The sequence below is a fragment of the Amycolatopsis sp. CB00013 genome, assembly GCF_001905755.1.
Lineage (GTDB): Bacteria > Actinomycetota > Actinomycetes > Mycobacteriales > Pseudonocardiaceae > Amycolatopsis > Amycolatopsis japonica.
The window spans coordinates 791,036-805,596 of sequence record NZ_LIWC01000002.1; the positions used below are offsets into that span (position 1 = coordinate 791,036).

The window sequence follows — 14,561 nt, forward strand, 5'->3', positions numbered from 1 at the left end:
CCGATTCCGGTCGCTCACCGGAATCATCTGCAGCCGCATTTGTGCAGGGTCGCGGCGACGACGTCGAGCGCGGCCCTGCCCTTGTTCTGGTCCGAACCGGACGACATCAGCGCGAACACCAGCATCCGGCCGTCGGTGTCCAGCACCACGCCCGCCAGGGTGTTCACGCCGGACAGCGTCCCGGTCTTGCCGCGCACCCAACCCCGGCCCGCCGACGACGCCGGGTCGCCGTAGCGCTTCTCCAGCGTCCCGCTGCCACCCGCGACGGGGAGGCCCGCCAGCAGCGGCCGCAGCTTGGGCGTCCTCGGGTCCTTGCCGTCCGGTGCCGCCGCGACCGCGAGGATCTCGCTGAGCACCTTGGCCGGGATCTTGTTCTGGTCGGACAGCCCGCTTCCGTCGTTGATCTGGACCCCGGTGAGGTCGAATCCGGCCTGCTTGAGCACGTCCATCGTCGCGGCCGCGCCGCCGGTGAACGACGGCTCGACGCCCTTCGCGAGCGCGAGCTGGCGGGCGAGGACGTCGGCCATCAGGTTGTCCGACAGCTGCAGCAGCGAGTTGGCGAACTCGGTCAGCGGCTGCGACTTGACCTCGCCGAGCACCTTCGCGTCCTTCGGTGCCGTCGTCGTACCGCCGGCTTGGGCTTCGAGCTTCCCCGCGATCTTCTGGGTCAGCGCGGCCGCCGGATTCGCGACGCGGGGCGAGTGGTCGTTCTTCGGATCGGTGCGGCCGCCGTCGGCCATCACGGGGAGGACCGGCGCCATGTAGGTGTTCCCGGCGGCGGTGTCCTCCGGGTCCCAGCCCTTCGCCGCCGTCGGCCCCTTGAATAGGCTGATGTCCAGCTGGACCTTGGAGATCTTGCCGCCCACGGCCTTCTTGACCTGGGCGACGAGGTCGTCGACATGCGCCGCGCCCGGGTACAGCGGCGAATCGGTGCCCAGCGGCAACGCGGTCAGCGACGGGTCGCCACCCGCGACGAGGACGACCGTGCCCGGCTCGGCGCCCTGGACGATCTTCGTCGAGAACTGCGTCCCGTGCTCCATCGACAACAGAGCGGCCGCGACGACGAGGATCTTCGTGGTCGACGCCGGGGTCAGCGGGGTGCCGGAGTTCTTGTCCCACAGGACCTCACCGGTCGCCGCGTCCACGACGGTGCCGGTGAGCGTGCCCAGGTCCGGCGCACCGGCGGGGCCGGCCAGCGCGACCGCGAGACCGTCCTTCGTCGGCCCGGCGCCGTTGATGTCCGGCCCGTGCAGGACGCGGGTGACACCGGCGGGCTTGGGGATCTCGCCCTTCGGCGCGTTCGGCGCCCAGGGCAGGCCGAGCCGGTTCGACACCTTCGGCATCGCGGCGGCGCCGCCCATCCCGGCGAGCAGCAGGACCACGACCAGCGTCGTGATCAGCAGGGCCTTGCGTTTGCGCTTCGGCTTCGGCGCGGGCGCGGATTCGGCCTCGGCGGCCGGGGGTTCCTGAGAAGGCGGCTCGGGCTGCTGGATCCCGACGGTCGCTTCGGCGTCGAAGCGCTCTTCGGCGGGCTCGATGCGGACCGGACGCGCGTGCATGGTCGCGGACGGGACCGGCGCGGGCGACGGCGGCTCGACCCGGCTCGGCTCGGGACGGCGCGGCGGCTGCTGCGGCGGGGGTTCCGGCCGCGGCTCGGGTCTCGCGAGCTCGTGATCCCGCGTCGGCGTCGGGGCGCCCCGGTCGAACTGCTCCCAGTCGGGTTTGTCCGTTTGCCGCGGCTGGACGGGCTGGACGAAGACCGTCTTCGGTGCTTCGGGCTCTTCAGGCTCGACCGGCGTCGCGGGCTCGAAGGCGGACCACTGCGGCGTCGGGGTCTCCGGGACGTCCGGCTCCTCCTCCACCTCGACGACGGGCTGGAACCACGAGCCACTTTCGGGTGTGACCTTCGGCACGGCCAGCTCTTCGGTCTTGCCGTTCGCCAGACCCGTCATCGGCAGCCAGACGGTGGCCTCACTCTCCCCCTTGGTGCCCTTGGGCTCGGTGGATGAGGTGTCCTTGTCGTCCGACGGCCACATCGGGACATCGTTTTCCGGCACGCAACACTCCTTCATCCACCGTCCGGGGAAGGGGCCAAGCTCACATACGACCACATCGATGCGACCGCCCGAGCCCCCGTGGTCCACACTAGTGAAGACAAGACGATGATTTCGGTGAGCCGTCCGCGACGGCGGGGCGTACCAAAGACGAGAGCAGCGAGGCCGGCGTGGAATTCGACGTCACTATCGAAATCCCCAAGGGGGAGCGCAACAAGTACGAGGTGGACCACAAGACCGGTCGGATCAAACTCGACCGGACGCTGTTCACCGCCACCCAGTACCCCGCCGACTACGGGTTCATCGACGACACCCTCGGCCAGGACGGCGACCCGCTCGACGTGCTGGTGCTCGTCCAGGAGCCGACCTTCCCGGGCTGCCTGATCCGCTGCCGCGCGATCGGCATGTTCCGGATGACCGACGAGAAGGGCCCGGACGACAAGGTCCTCGCGGTCCCGACGAACGACCCGCGGCTCGAGCACCTGCGCGACATCCACCACCTGAACGAGTTCCACAAGCTCGAGATCCAGCACTTCTTCGAGGTGTACAAGGACCTGGAGCCGGGCAAGAGCGTCGAGGGTTCGACCTGGGTCGGGCGTTCCGACGCCGAGGCCGAGATCAAGCGTTCGCTCGACCGTGAGACCGACCGGCTGGCCAAGGAGGCCATCGACGGTCCGGCGGCTCACTAGTCGCTTAAGCACCGAAGGGGCCCTTCACCGCATCGCATGCGGTGAAGGGCCCCTTCGCGTCTCGTCCGTCCACTCACGAGACCGTCTACGCCGAGTAGCCCGGGATCGGGAACGGCGCCAGGAACTCGCGGATCTCGGCGGCGATGGTGTCCAAAGCGGACTGTTCCTCGCCCGCCGCCGCGGTGATCGTGCGGTCGATCCACTCCGCCACCTTGACCTGGTGCTCCGGCTCGAGCCCGCGGGTGGTGATCGCGGAGGTGCCGAGCCGGATGCCGGACGGGTCGAACGGCTTGCGCGGGTCGAACGGCACGGTGTTGTAGTTCAGTTCGATCCCGGCGCGGTCCAGCGCCTGCGCGGCGGGTTTGCCCGGCACGTTCTTGTTCGTCAGGTCGATCAGCAGCAGGTGGTTGTCGGTGCCGCCGGACACGAGGTCGTAGCCCCGCTCCACCAGCGCCTCCGCCAGCGCCCGCGCGTTGGCGACGATGCGGTGCGCGTACGCGGAGAACTCCGGCTTCTGCGCCTCGCCGAGCGCGACGGCGATCGCGGCGGTCGTGTGGTTGTGCGGGCCGCCCTGCAGGCCGGGGAACACCGCCTTGTCGACGGCCTTCGCGTGGTCGGCGTCGGAAAGGATCATCGCGCCGCGCGGGCCGCGCAGCGTCTTGTGCGTGGTCGTGGTGATGACCTGCGCATGCCCGACCGGCGACGGATGCGCGCCGCCGGCGACCAGCCCGGCGATATGCGCGATGTCGGCGACCAGCACGGCGTCGACCTCGCGGGCGATCTCCGCGAACGCCGGGAAGTCGATGGTGCGCGGGATCGCGGTGCCGCCCGCGAAGATCAGCTTCGGCCGGTGCTTCAGCGCGAGTTCGCGGACCTGGTCGAGGTCGACGCGGCCGGTCTCCTTGCGGACGCCGTAGCGGACCGGGGTGAACCACTTGCCGGTCGCGGACACGCTCCAGCCGTGCGTGAGGTGGCCGCCGTCCGGCAGCGCCATCCCGAGCACGGTGTCGCCCGGCTGCGCGAAAGCGAGGTACACCGCGAGGTTCGCCGGGGAGCCGGAGTACGGCTGGACGTTCGCGTGGTCGACGCCGAAGACGGCCTTCGCGCGTTCGATGGCGAGGGTCTCGACCTGGTCGATGAGCTGCTGGCCCTCGTAGTACCGCTTGCCCGCGTAGCCCTCGGAGTACTTGTTGGTGAGGACGGTGCCGGTCGCTTCGAGGACGGCCTGGGAAACGTAGTTCTCGGACGCGATCAGGCGGATCTTGTCGTGCTGGCGTTTCGCCTCGTCCTCCACGAGCCCCGCGATCTGCGGGTCGGCGGCGGCGAGCGCGGAAAGTTCGGGCTGGTGTGTCATCGGACGTACTCCTGCCAGAGACGGCCGGACCCAGGCGCGCGGTACCGGCCTTGTCGTCGCTTCCCGGTGGTGCTCCACCTCAAATGGCGCCAGTCGCTGGTGCGGACAAGCCTAGAGCACGGCGCGAGGCCCGGCGTGCGGACGATGCCCGGCGCACCACCGGCGGCTGCATCCGGCCGTGCGGTCGCAGAACGCCTGTGCGCAGACGGCACAGCGTTTGATCCGCCGCCAGCCGCCGAACGCGACCAGTTCCGCCAGCCCGGAGGCTCCCGCGACCAGGTCACCGCAGCCGGGCCACGCCGTCACGTGCACCAGCCGCCACCCCGTTCCGGACTCGACCAGCCGCGGCGCGGCACCGTTCCCGGCGAGGATCCGGTTGAGCCGGTCGGCGGCGGCGGGTTCGTCCGGCAGCGCCGAGACGACCCCGGCGAGCCACGGATTCCCTTGGGCCAGCAGCCTTTCCGCGATCTCGAGCGCCGGGTCGAGGTCGCGGAAAGGCGGGACGATCACGTGCTTGCGCGTCACGGTTCTTCGATCGCGACGCCCATCGAGCGAGCGGTGCCCGCGATCGTGCGCATGGCCGCTTCGACGTCGCCGGTGTTGAGGTCCGGCAGTTTCCGCTCGGCGATCTCGCGCAGCTGCTCCCGGGTCAGCTTCCCGGCGACCTCATGTCCTGGACGGCCGGATCCCTTGCCGCCCAAGGCTTTCTTGATGAGGAACGACGCGGGCGGGGTCTTCAGCCGAAGTTCGAAGGACCGGTCTTCGAACACCGACACGACCACCGGGACGATGTCGCCCCGCTGCGCCGCCGTCGCCGTGTCGTAGGCCTTCTTGACCTCGACGAGGTTCACGCCGGTCTGCCCGAGCGTCTTCCCGAGGTCGACCACCGGCGCGTTGCCGGCGGTCAGCTCGAGGGTCGCTTGATGTGTCTTCTTCTTCGACTTCGGTGCCATGCGCCGAAGCTATGGTCTCCAGTTACTGGAGAGTCAATCGATCGGTTTGACGGTCTCCGCGTGACGGCGCGCCAACTCCTGGTAGATCACCGCGTTGTGCTCGACCCAGCCGCGGGCGGTGCCGTCGAGCGGGACGTGCTTCTTCGCCGGGCTGCCCATGGCGACCGTCTCCGGCGGGATGACCATGCCGGGTGTCACCGTGGCGCCGGCGGCGACCAGTGCCTTCGCGCCGATCTGCGCCTTGTCGAGCACGGTCGAGCCGTTCCCGATCAGCGCCTGCTCGCCGACCGTGCAGTCGTGCACGAGGCACTGGTGCCCGACGGTGGCGTTCTTGCCGACCTCGGTCACGCCGCCGTTGACGTGGATGACCGAGTTGTCCTGCACGTTGGCGCCCTCACGGACGATGATCTTCCCGAAGTCGGCACGCAGCACGGCGCCGTACCAGACGGAGGCGCCCTTCTCGACGACGACGTCGCCGATCAGGGTGGCGGTGGGGGCGATCCACGCTTCGGGATCCACCTGGGGACGCAGCCCCTCGAATTCGAACATCGGCATGCCCCGCACCCTATGCGCGAAAGTCCGTGAAGGCCTCCTTCCCTACCTTGAGAGTAGGGAAGGAGGCCTTCACGGAACTCTGGAGCCTCAGCCGATGGCGGTGTTCAGCAGGAGGTCCACGGCCTTGTCGTTACGCGTGGTCTCCCGGACGATCACCTCGTCGGGCGGGTAGAAGCCGGGGTTCGAACCCCGCGGGTACATCTCGAAGGTGAAGCTCAGGATCTTGTGGGTGCCCCACATCCAGTCGTCGATCGTCCCGTCGGTGATGTACAGGTCGCTCGACTGCTGCGGCGTGTAGCCGTTGGTCGCCGCCAGCTGCCGTCCCAGCGTCTGGAACCGCTGCGCCTCGGCCGCCGTCATGCCGGGTGCGGTGTCGTTGTAGGTGAAGCCGAACGGCCACAGCACGAGCTCCGAGTAGGTGTGGAAGTCGATGCTCGCCTTGATCTGCTGGACGCCGCCGATCTTGCGCGAGTTGACGAAGTTGGACACCGCGCGGGTCTCCGGGGCGGAGAACGCCGACGGGCCGCGGTAGGTCTCACTGGTGGTCGAGCCCGACGAACCGCCGCAGCAGCCCCAGTTGTAACCCCAGTTGCGGTTGGGGTCGGTGCCGTTGCCCTGGCGGTTCTTGCGCCAGTACTTGTAGCTGCCGCCGGAGATGTCGTACTCCGAGCCGTCGGGGTTGACGTTCGGGATCACGTAGATCTCGGTGCTGTCGACGAAGCGCTTGATCGCCGGGTCCGAGGCGTAGCCCTGGGTGAACCGGTTCACGATCCGCAGGCACATCTCGGTGGTGAGGTGCTCACGCGCGTGCTGGTTGCAGGTGAACAGGACCTCCGGCTCGTTCTCGTCCGTACCGACGTTGTCGCTGATCTTCAGCATGTTCAACGCCCGGCCCTGATACGAGTTGCCGACGCTGCTCAACCGCGCGATCGACCCGTAGTTCGACTGGGCGTTGCGCAGTTCCGTCGTCACTTCGGCGTAGTTGTGGAAGCCGGAGTCCGACGGCGGGAAGTCGTTGATCGCGTTGGTGCCGACCTTCTCGGACCGGTCGACCACGCCACGCTGCTCGACGCGGTAGCCGAGCGAGCGGATCTTCGCCGCGTCGCGCGCCTCGCCGATGAACGTGGTCGTGCCGCCCGCGGAGCCGAGGACGTCGACGCCCAGCCGGGAGATCTGGGTGCGCTGCTGGGAAGTCCCGGTGCCGAAGACCTCGTAGATCTGGACCTGCGCGTCCTCGGCCTGCTGGTCCGCGGTCGCCGGGCTCGCGGCGACCGGGATGGTGAACGCCGCGACGGCCGCGATCGCCACGGCCATGCACCGTCTTATGCGCATCGTCGTCTCCTAGCTCTCAGGCAAGGGAAGGGAACCTCACCATGGCCGGAGCAGGCAGGGGGAACAATCCGTAACGGTACGGATCTAATGCGTATTTCTAGCCGTAGTTCGCGAAACAGAGCGCTTCGATGTCACCACGCAGTGCGGCGAACGGCCGCCGCCGGACGCGCTGCTGGACGATCGCACCGAGCAGATAGGACAGTAGGGCCCGCGCTCGCGCCCGCGGGTCTTCGACGTCGAGCGGGGCGAGCAGTTCCGCGAGCAGTTCGGTGATCGACGTCAGCATCACGTCGATGGCCTGAGGGTGCTGCGCGCGGCCCGCGGCGATCCAGTACTCGAACCAGAGGAAGGCCGCGTTCGGACGGCCGGAGAACTCGGCGAGGAAGGCCTCCAGCGCGGCGAAGAGCCGCTCATCCGGGTGATCGTGTTTCGCCGATATTTTGCGCAAATCGGCGGTGAACGTTGTGATGTGCGCCGCCATCGCCCGGTCGATCAAGACGTCGATGTCCGCGAAGTAGTAATGAATCGCACTCTTCGTGAGCGGCCCGGCGTCCGCGATCGCCCGCACGGTGCAGCCCGCGAGCCCGTCCCTGGCGAGCACGACACGCGCCGCTTCGACGATCTGTTCCTGTTTCTGCAGCTGATTGGGGGAGAGCCGCGCGCTGCGGCCGGGAACGGCGGTCACGAAGTTCCTTACACCAAGTAGTCAGGACATGAGCCCTGAATCTTAGGGCAAGTGTCCTGTCCGATCACAGCGGGTGAAAAATCTAGGTGGCTAGCCGTCGATCCGTAGCGGACAATGCCCGGCATGGTGACCTCAGGGGACAACGGGTTCAGCCCGGCCGCACGACGGCAGCTGGAGAAGGAACTCGCCGATCTGCGTGCGCAGCGCGACGCGATGGCGCCGCTCGTCGGCGAGCAGGAACGAACCGGCGACGCCGCCGACCAGGCCGAGGTGCTGGACCGCGCGGAGGCCGCCGCCTACCTCGACCGGCGCATCGCCGACGTCGCGGCGAAACTCGAGCACGGCGGCCGTAACAGCAAGGGCCTGCTCCCCGACGGCACCACCGTCACCCTCAGGTTCGCCGACGGCGACGAGGACGAGCTCCACATCGTCACGATCCCCGGCGAGGACGCGGACGCCTCCACGGTCACCTCGGACAGCCCGCTCGGCCTCGCGCTCGTCGGCGCGAAGGAGGGCGACGAGATCACGTACCGGACGCCGCGTGGCGAGACCAGCGCCACCGTCGTCACGCTGAAGCCGCCTGCCTGACCCTCGTACCGCCGCGGATGTCATGAAAGGGTCGTTCAGGACACTTTTCGTCCTGAACGACCCTTTCATGACACTTGAGCGCAGGTCAGGCTTTCACGCGCCCGGACGGCACAGCACCGGATTCGCCAGCTCGGCGCACGGCCGGTGCCCATGCGACCGCACGATGTCCTTGCCGACCTGATTCGTCAGGTACCGCAGGAAGCTCGCCACGAGCGAGTCCGCCTTCGGCTCGCCGAACGTGTACGCGTACTCGGTCTCCCAGAACGGGTAGGCCGCGTGGATCGCGCCCTCCAGCGTCGCCTGGTGGCCGTCGATCCGCACCGGCAGCACGTCCTCGCGTTTCGTGGCGGCGCCCAGTTCGCTGTACCCGAGCGCGCCCGGCACCCGCGACACCGCGTCGAGGACGTCGTTCGTGGACGGCTTCGCGCACCGCACCACTCCCGGCTGGGCACCCGGCGCCGGTTTGAGGCAGTCGTCGGAGTTGTCGCCGGGCTCCCGTTTGCCCGCCAGGATCTGCCCCTCGAACGTCCGCCGCGTGCCGGAGTCCGAATGCCGGTCGACGAGCCGGACCGGCCGGTCCTTGCCGCCGATCTCCCGCCAGTTCGCGATCTTGCCGTCGTAGACGTCGCGGATCTGCGCGAGCGTGAGGTCCTGGACCCCGGCCTCTTTGTTGATCACGAGCGTGAACAGCGAGAACGCGACCGGACGCGGCAGCAGTTGCGGGAAGCCCTCGCCCTTGGCGCCGTCGGAGAACGCCAGCACGCCTTCGTTCCCGGCCTGGTTCAGGCTCCCGAGCCCTTCCGCGCTCCCCCGGGTGTCGAAGACGAACGACGCACCCGGGCACGTCTTCGCGTACGAGGCCGTCGCTTCCTTCAGTACCGGCGCGAACGCCGTCGATCCGGTGATCGTGAGCTTCCCGGACGCGCAGTCCAGCGGCGGCGGCTTCTCGTCGAAGAACAGGGAGCGGGTCAGCTGGAAGATGCTGATCACCACGAGGAACAGGATGAGCGCGATCACCGAAGTCGTCGGGCCGGTGCGGCTTTTGGTCTCGCGGAGGCTGCCGCCCTTGATCTCGCCGACGACCTGGGGATCGTCGAAATCGTCGGGCGATCCGTTGGGGATCCGGTCGAGCACGGCGAGGATCTTGTAGTGCGCGCCGCGGTTCAGCGGCACCCTCGGCAGGTCGATCACACCCGCCGGCCGCTCGGGATTCTCGTCGCGCGCGCCGAAACCGGAGTCGTCGCCGAAGCATTCGTGCAGATGCGGCGAGCTGAGTTCGGTCACCACCATGCCCGCCACGGTGCGGCCGGGGAACTTCACGCGGACGCCGACGCGGTCGTTCTCGTTGACCGCGTAGTCGTCGGTGTCGATGTCGGTGGTGCCGTTGTTCTCGATGCGCAGCAGCACGAACGACGGGTCGACGAGCCGCTCGCCGTTCTCGTGCTGCAGCTGCGCCAGCGCGTCGGCGGTCGGCGCGAACCCGCGTCCGGACGCCGTCGGGGTGTCCATCTGCACGCGGTAGCCGAGCCGTTTGCGGCCGACGAGCGCGAACTCCCACAGGAAAGCGACGGCCGGGACGGCGATCCCGGCCACCGCGAGCAGGACGTCCCAGGGAAAGCCTTCCAAGACCAGCCTCCAGGTTCGGGGAATCGAACCTAAGGCCCGTCACGGCCGGGGACGGCGGACTTCAGCCAGTGTTCACCGGCCGTCCGCGAAGGCGTAGTCGTCGAGGTCGAAGAACCGGCTCGTCACCATGGTTTCCAGCGTCGGCGAGGCGCGAAACGGCACGTCCCCGTTCGCGTCGAAGTAGTAGCTGTTGGCCAGTGAACAGCTGTCCTGGAAGAAGACCTGATGCTTGCGCCGGTCCAGCATGCTGCGGAAGTAGCGGTCGTTGGCCTCGCTCGTGACCTCCACGCGCGTGGCGCCGGTCTTCCTCGCGTTGCGCAGACAGCGGATGATGTGCGCGGTCTGCGTCTCGATGAGGTTGAAGTACGAGGAACCGTTGTAGCCGTAGGGCCCGAGAATGGTGAACAGGTTCGGGAAACCGGGGACGCTGACGCCCTGGTAGGCCTGGAACCGGTTCTCCTCCCAGAACTTCTCCAGGTCCGCGCCGCCCGAACCGCGCACGGTGAAGGCGGGCATGTTGCCCTTCTCGAACACCTTGAACCCGGTCGCCAGCACCAGGACGTCGACCGGATGCTCGGTGCCGTCGGCGGTGCGCACGCCGGATTCGGTGATCGCGTCGATGCCGGTGGTCTCCAGCGTGACGTCGTCCCGGTTGAACGTCTGGAGGTATTCGTTCGAGAAGCTCGGCCGCTTGCAGCCCAAGGCGTAGCGCGGGGTCAGCTTCTCGCGGGTTTCGGGGTCCTTGACCGCGCGGCGCAGATGCGCGCGCCCGATCCGCTCGCCGGCGCCCGCGGTCGGCAGCAGGTTGTGGAAGTGCGCCGCCAGCGGAAAGGTCACCTCGACGAGGGCCTGACTGGCCAGCCTGGACACCAGTTTCGCGCCCGGCAGCCGCCGCAGCGCGAGGCGCGCCGTCCGGGGCAACGCGGCATCGGGTTTGGGCAGGCACCAGATCGGCGTGCGCTGGAAAACCGTCAGATGCGCGGCCCCCGGCGCGATGGACGGGATCACCTGCACGGCCGATGCCCCGGTGCCGACGACGGCGACGCGTTTGCCCCGCAGGTCCACGCCGTGGTCCCAGCGCGCGGTGTGCATGACCGTGCCGCGGAAAGCGTCGATGCCGTCGATGTCCGGCGGCTTCGGCTGGGTGAGCACGCCGGTGGCGCCGACGACGAACCGCGCCGTCATCGACCACCCTTCGGCGGTTTCGAGGCACCACAAGTGCGTCTCGTCGTCGAAAGTCGCGGAGACGACTTTGCTGCCGAGGCGGGTGCGGCGGCGGATGTCGTACTTGTCGACGCAGTAGTCGGCGTACGCCTTCAGTTCGCGGCCGGGCGCGTAGACCCGCGACCAGCCGGAGATCTGCTCGAACGAGAACTGGTAACTGAACGACGGGATGTCGACGGCGACACCGGGATAGGTGTTCCAGTGCCACGCGCCGCCGACGCCGTCGCCCTCCTCCAGCATCAGGAAGTCTTCGAAACCGGCCTGGTGCAGCAGGATCGCGGCCCCGATCCCGGAGAATCCCCCGCCGATGATCGCGATCTCGTGGTCCGGCGTCATGCGGGAAGTCCTTCCTCGGCGAACAGTGAGCTGGGCCCGAGCACCACCACGTCGGCCTGGTGCTCGATACCTTCGGCGGTGCGGATTCCGTCGGGAGCGAAGGCGTAAACCGGCCAGGTGATGAGCTTGCAGCCGGGCCGCCGGAGCGCGCCGTAGTAGCCGAGGCCCGGCGCCGTCCGCCGCGAGCCGAAGCGCCGGTCGGGCGTCAGGAGCCGGCGGATCCAGGGGTCTTTCACCTGCCAGCGCAGGAAAACCCGGGCGACGGCGACGCCGAGGACGGTCGGGCCGGGGACCGGCATCGGCACCACCCAGTCCGGCTCCTCTTGGAACACCTTCACCGATCGCGCGGTGGCCACCACCTCGGGCACGATCTGCGCCGCCTCGCGGCCTGGCGCGAGCACGGCCACCCGTTGCCCGGTGAAGTCGTGCCCGAACCACTCGGTGCCGCGCAGCACCTCGCCCCGGAAGGCGCCGAGCGTCATGACGCGACCGGTTCGTGGGTGATCTCCTCGGTCCACGACTGCGGCTTTCCCAGCAGCCGCGCGGGAATCAGCCGGGTCGCCTTCACCATCGGGTCGGCGAGCAGCCGGTGGTAGACGTGCGAACGGTCGACGATCATCGCCGCCTGCGCCTTGAGCACGTGGTACGCCGGGATGCGTTTCGTGAACTCGCCGCGGCCGCCGATGGTGGAGAACCGCTTCACGGCGTTGTACAGCTTCTTCTCCGGCAGGCCCATCGCGACGATGTTGTCCCGCATCTTGTTGATCAGCGGGACGAACACCACGATCAGGCCGAGGACGATCTGCGGTTTGAGCGAGCCGATCGATTCGGTGAGCAGTTTGGTCGTGGATCCGGCGCCGATCAGTTCCAGCACCTCGAAATCAGCCGTGATGTGCCGGGCCTCGTCGGAGTTGATATGCCGGAACACCTGATGGCACACCGGATCGGAGACCTCGTCCAGCAGGAACTTCACCAGCGCGCCGTCCAGCGCGCATTCGAGCAGCGGGATGAGCGTGGCGAGCGCCGTCAGCGGCAGCGTGTCGCCGAAGTCGTCGAGGACCTTGATGGCGAGCTTGACGTTGATGTTCGGCTCGGGCATCGACCCGTGCTCGTCGAGCATGCCCCAGCGTTTCATCAGCGCCAGTTCCGCGTTGGCGTGCTTCTGTTCCTCGGCGTGGAAGTAGCGGTAGATCTCCTGGATCACCGGAGTCGGCGCCTTCTTGGCCAGCGAGGCGAAGCCGCGCGCGCCGACGTGCTCGATCCACACGAGGTCGGCCATGAACGGCCGCATCTTGGCGCGCAGTTCGTCGGTCATCGTCTCGGCGCCGGGCGCGTCCCAGTCGATGTCGGCCAGCGACCACTGCTTGTCCTTGATGGTCTGGAGCATCGCCGCGAAGTCGTAAGCCATCACTTCTCCTTTTCGGCGGGCAGGAACCGGCCGAGCAGACCGGCGATCCGCGTGTACGGAACGGGCACGAACCGTTTGGCGTGCCACAGAAGCTGGGCGTCGGGCTGCGGCACGACGTAGAGGCGTCCGCGATCGTGGGCGTCGAGCGTCATCTTCGCGACACGCTCCGGCGAGAACCCGACCACGTCGGAGACCCGCTGCGCGAGGCCGCGCGCCCCGTCTTCGATGAGCTCGCCGCCGAAGATGTTGGTGCGCACGAAGGTCGGGCACAGCACGGTGACCGCGACGCCGGTGCCGGACAGTTCGGCGGCCAGTGTCTCGGACAGACTGACGACCCCGGCCTTGCTCACGTTGTACGCGGCCATCCTCGGCGCGGCGGTGAACCCGGCGGCCGACGCGACGTTGATGACGCCGCCCGCCTTCGCCGCGCGCATGGCGGGGACGAAGGTGTGGCAGCCGTGGATCACGCCCCAGAGGTTCACCCCGAGCGTCCGCTGCCAATCGGACAGCGGGCTCTCCCCGACGAGTTTGCCGCCCGCACCGATCCCGGCGTTGTTGACGACGAGGTCCGGCTCGCGACCGAACCAGGACCGCGCCTGGTTCGCCAAGTCCGCGACTTCGTCCACATCGGACACGTCACAGGCGATGGCGACCGCGTTCTCGAGCGTTTTCGCGGTTTCCTCAGCGGCTTCGAGGTCGATGTCGGCGCAAACGACCCGGCTGCCGCGCCGGACGAGCTCGGCCGCGATCGCCCTCCCGATCCCGCTGCCGGCGCCGGTGACGACGGCGTGCGCTCCGTGGGTCCGTTTCGTCATGCCGCCCTCACGATCGCTGGAAGGTTCCCGGTGAGGAAGCGGCAAGCCCGCTCCATCGCCGGCGCCGCTTCGGGGATGAAGCGGGTCAAAGCCTGGAAGACGTGCATCTGGCCGGGCACCACGTCCAATTCGCAGTCGGCTCCCGCGCGGCGCAGCGCCCTGGCCAGCTCGATGGCGTCCGCGGCGAGCATTTCGAGCCCGCCCGCTTGGATGATCGTCGGCGGGAAACCCTTGATGTCGTCGAAGGCGAACCGCAGCCGCGCCGACGCGAGGTCGGCGTCCACTGTGTACAGACCGACCAGCCGCGCGGCCGCGGCGGCGGAGATCATCGGGTCCGGGCTCATCCGTTCTCGTTGAGCGGCGAGCCCGAAGGTCACGTCGAACAACGGCGAGAAAAGCGCCAGCGCCGCGGGTGGCTCACGGCGTTCCCGGAGCAGCTGCGCGGCGAGGTCGACCGCGAGATGCCCGCCCGCGGAGTCGCCCGCGACGAGGATCCGCCGATATCCCTGATCGAGGAGCCGGTCGTAGGCCGCGCGGACGTCGTCGGCGGCGCTCGGGAACCGATGCCGCGGCGCGAGCCGGTACTCGCAGGCGAAGACCGGCAGCCCGGTGCCGGCGGATACCCGCGTGGTCAGCCCGCGGTGCGTGCGCGCCGAGCAAAGGGCGTAACCGCTGCCGTGGATGTAGAGGACCACGGCGTTGCCCTCGCTCGTCCCGGGCGCGCGGACCCACTCGCCGCGGATGCCGGGCTCGATGCGGCTCCCCTTCAACGGCGGCGACGCCAGCCACAAACTGCTCGCGATGAAGGCCCGGGAGAACGCGACGCCCGCGCGGTTGGCCGGGATCGCGTTGGCGATCGGCCGCACGAAAGCGGACGTCAGCGCGGAGGCCAACCCGGCGCGCAGGCCATTCTGCGGTCGCATGCCCTCAGAATGAATCTGA

At 68.9% G+C, this 14,561-nt stretch carries 15 protein-coding genes; 2 read left to right on the forward strand and 13 right to left on the reverse strand.

Annotation, left to right across the window (positions count from 1 at the left end):
- Positions 1-23 precede the first annotated feature (23 nt).
- Positions 24-2,057, reverse strand: a complete 2,034-nt coding sequence (dacB, locus tag AMK34_RS13765; RefSeq protein WP_073845615.1) for a D-alanyl-D-alanine carboxypeptidase/D-alanyl-D-alanine endopeptidase — start codon at positions 2,055-2,057, stop codon at positions 24-26.
- A gap of 167 nt (positions 2,058-2,224) precedes the next feature.
- Between dacB and AMK34_RS13770 the strand changes: the two genes are divergently transcribed.
- On the forward strand, positions 2,225-2,743 hold the full coding sequence (locus tag AMK34_RS13770; RefSeq protein ID WP_073845617.1) for an inorganic diphosphatase: 519 nt from the start codon (positions 2,225-2,227) through the stop codon (positions 2,741-2,743).
- Positions 2,744-2,828: 85 nt separating this feature from the next.
- Here AMK34_RS13770 and glyA read toward each other — a convergent pair whose 3' ends face one another.
- The 6 genes from glyA to AMK34_RS13800 form a co-directional block, all read right to left on the reverse strand.
- Positions 2,829-4,097, reverse strand: coding sequence for a serine hydroxymethyltransferase (gene glyA, locus AMK34_RS13775; RefSeq protein ID WP_037335192.1), 1,269 nt, complete (start codon positions 4,095-4,097; stop codon positions 2,829-2,831).
- A 111-nt stretch (positions 4,098-4,208) separates the two neighbouring features.
- Positions 4,209-4,622, reverse strand: a complete 414-nt coding sequence (locus AMK34_RS13780) for a hypothetical protein (RefSeq protein ID WP_073845619.1) — start codon at positions 4,620-4,622, stop codon at positions 4,209-4,211.
- A complete protein-coding gene (locus AMK34_RS13785; RefSeq protein ID WP_038520914.1) occupies positions 4,619-5,050 on the reverse strand; it encodes an uL11 family ribosomal protein in 432 nt (143 codons plus the stop codon). Before AMK34_RS13785 ends, AMK34_RS13780 begins: the two co-directional genes overlap by 4 nt.
- 33 nt (positions 5,051-5,083) lie before the next feature.
- Positions 5,084-5,605 (reverse strand): gamma carbonic anhydrase family protein, encoded by a 522-nt coding sequence (locus tag AMK34_RS13790; protein ID WP_037335186.1) that lies wholly within the window; start codon positions 5,603-5,605, stop codon positions 5,084-5,086.
- Positions 5,606-5,692: 87 nt separating this feature from the next.
- Positions 5,693-6,919 carry a M14 family metallopeptidase gene (locus AMK34_RS13795; RefSeq protein WP_038520917.1) on the reverse strand — a complete coding sequence of 409 codons (1,227 nt, stop codon included), beginning with the start codon at positions 6,917-6,919 and terminating at the stop codon, positions 5,693-5,695.
- A gap of 115 nt (positions 6,920-7,034) precedes the next feature.
- Positions 7,035-7,622, reverse strand: coding sequence for a TetR/AcrR family transcriptional regulator (locus AMK34_RS13800; RefSeq protein ID WP_037335180.1), 588 nt, complete (start codon positions 7,620-7,622; stop codon positions 7,035-7,037).
- A 123-nt stretch (positions 7,623-7,745) separates the two neighbouring features.
- On the opposite strand from AMK34_RS13800, the gene AMK34_RS13805 reads away from it, so the two are divergent.
- Positions 7,746-8,210 carry a GreA/GreB family elongation factor gene (locus AMK34_RS13805; protein WP_034310019.1) on the forward strand — a complete coding sequence of 155 codons (465 nt, stop codon included), beginning with the start codon at positions 7,746-7,748 and terminating at the stop codon, positions 8,208-8,210.
- Between the two features lie 93 nt (positions 8,211-8,303).
- Here the strand turns inward: AMK34_RS13805 and AMK34_RS13810 are convergent, their stop codons facing one another.
- The 6 genes from AMK34_RS13810 to AMK34_RS13835 all read right to left on the reverse strand — a co-directional run bounded on the left by AMK34_RS13810 (position 8,304) and on the right by AMK34_RS13835 (position 14,542).
- The gene (locus AMK34_RS13810) at positions 8,304-9,836 is read right to left on the reverse strand and encodes a PstS family phosphate ABC transporter substrate-binding protein (RefSeq protein ID WP_073845621.1); all 1,533 of its coding nucleotides are present in this window, start codon (positions 9,834-9,836) and stop codon (positions 8,304-8,306) included.
- A 72-nt stretch (positions 9,837-9,908) separates the two neighbouring features.
- Positions 9,909-11,396, reverse strand: coding sequence for a flavin-containing monooxygenase (locus tag AMK34_RS13815; RefSeq protein ID WP_073845623.1), 1,488 nt, complete (start codon positions 11,394-11,396; stop codon positions 9,909-9,911).
- On the reverse strand, positions 11,393-11,878 hold the full coding sequence (locus tag AMK34_RS13820; RefSeq protein WP_038520929.1) for a hypothetical protein: 486 nt from the start codon (positions 11,876-11,878) through the stop codon (positions 11,393-11,395). The genes AMK34_RS13815 and AMK34_RS13820 overlap by 4 nt, the downstream gene beginning before the upstream one ends.
- Complete coding sequence (locus AMK34_RS13825) at positions 11,875-12,804, reverse strand: hypothetical protein (protein WP_037335167.1); 930 nt, start codon at positions 12,802-12,804, stop codon at positions 11,875-11,877. The genes AMK34_RS13820 and AMK34_RS13825 overlap by 4 nt, the downstream gene beginning before the upstream one ends.
- Positions 12,804-13,619: an SDR family NAD(P)-dependent oxidoreductase gene (locus tag AMK34_RS13830; protein WP_073845625.1), complete on the reverse strand. Its 816-nt coding sequence runs from the start codon at positions 13,617-13,619 to the stop codon at positions 12,804-12,806. Before AMK34_RS13830 ends, AMK34_RS13825 begins: the two co-directional genes overlap by 1 nt.
- Positions 13,616-14,542, reverse strand: coding sequence for an alpha/beta hydrolase (locus AMK34_RS13835; protein ID WP_174492079.1), 927 nt, complete (start codon positions 14,540-14,542; stop codon positions 13,616-13,618). The genes AMK34_RS13830 and AMK34_RS13835 overlap by 4 nt, the downstream gene beginning before the upstream one ends.
- Positions 14,543-14,561 lie beyond the last annotated feature (19 nt).

Excerpts from the sequence above, each read along its gene's own strand:
- AMK34_RS13835 (WP_174492079.1), bottom strand. The coding sequence starts at position 14,542 with ATGCGACCGCAGAATGGCCTGCGCGCCGGGTTGGCCTCCGCGCTGACG.
- AMK34_RS13790 (WP_037335186.1), bottom strand. The coding sequence starts at position 5,605 with ATGCCGATGTTCGAATTCGAGGGGCTGCGTCCCCAGGTGGATCCCGAA.
- glyA (WP_037335192.1), bottom strand. The coding sequence starts at position 4,097 with ATGACACACCAGCCCGAACTTTCCGCGCTCGCCGCCGCCGACCCGCAG.
- AMK34_RS13815 (WP_073845623.1), bottom strand. The coding sequence starts at position 11,396 with ATGACGCCGGACCACGAGATCGCGATCATCGGCGGGGGATTCTCCGGG.
- AMK34_RS13820 (WP_038520929.1), bottom strand. The coding sequence starts at position 11,878 with ATGACGCTCGGCGCCTTCCGGGGCGAGGTGCTGCGCGGCACCGAGTGG.
- AMK34_RS13825 (WP_037335167.1), bottom strand. The coding sequence starts at position 12,804 with ATGGCTTACGACTTCGCGGCGATGCTCCAGACCATCAAGGACAAGCAG.
- AMK34_RS13795 (WP_038520917.1), bottom strand. The coding sequence starts at position 6,919 with ATGGCCGTGGCGATCGCGGCCGTCGCGGCGTTCACCATCCCGGTCGCC.
- AMK34_RS13830 (WP_073845625.1), bottom strand. The coding sequence starts at position 13,619 with ATGACGAAACGGACCCACGGAGCGCACGCCGTCGTCACCGGCGCCGGC.
- AMK34_RS13805 (WP_034310019.1), top strand. The coding sequence starts at position 7,746 with ATGGTGACCTCAGGGGACAACGGGTTCAGCCCGGCCGCACGACGGCAG.
- AMK34_RS13785 (WP_038520914.1), bottom strand. The coding sequence starts at position 5,050 with ATGGCACCGAAGTCGAAGAAGAAGACACATCAAGCGACCCTCGAGCTG.